2 protein-coding genes are annotated in these 486 nt (G+C 43.8%); both read right to left on the bottom strand.

What is annotated here, in order from left to right; genetic code table 11:
- Window positions 1-277 (bottom strand): hypothetical protein (locus PVA17_RS24970; protein ID WP_274069374.1); only part of this gene is annotated, 277 nt, incomplete at its 3' end.
- A gap of 27 nt (window positions 278-304) precedes the next feature.
- Window positions 305-486, bottom strand: a 182-nt coding sequence (locus PVA17_RS24965) for a hypothetical protein (RefSeq protein WP_274069373.1), incomplete at its 5' end; no start/stop codon positions are given.

Raw genomic sequence — 486 nt, 5'->3', positions numbered from 1 at the left:
TCGCTGATAAAAGAGCAAGAATCGCTGATAAAGGATCGAACATCGCTGATAGAAGAGCAAGAATCGCTGATAAAGAATCGAATATCGCTGATAAAAGAGCAAGAATCGCCGATAAAGGATCGACCATCGCTGATAGAAGGTTCAGAATCGCTGATAAAGGATCGAACATCGCTGATAGAAGAGCAAGAATCGCTGATAAATCCTCGAACATCGCTGATAGAAGAGTAAGAACCGCTGATAGAGTCAAATCTTTAATATTGTGTAAAATTCTATCCAAAGTTTTTCAACCCTGATTTTAGTTTTTCTAAATTTTACAGCTTATGTTGGAACTCGGCGCCAAATCATAGAGTTGCGCCGCCAACGAGGAAAAGAACGCCGCCAAACCATAGAGTTGCGCCGCCAACGAAGAAAAGAACGCCGCCAAACCATAGAGTTGCGCCGCCAACGAAGAAAAGAACGCCGCCAAACCATAGAGTTGCGCCGCCA

Source organism: Lysinibacillus sp. CNPSo 3705 (genome assembly GCF_028674935.1).
Classification (GTDB): Bacteria; Bacillota; Bacilli; order Bacillales_A; family Planococcaceae; genus Lysinibacillus.
This window is presented reverse-complemented; position numbering and strand designations above follow the sequence as displayed.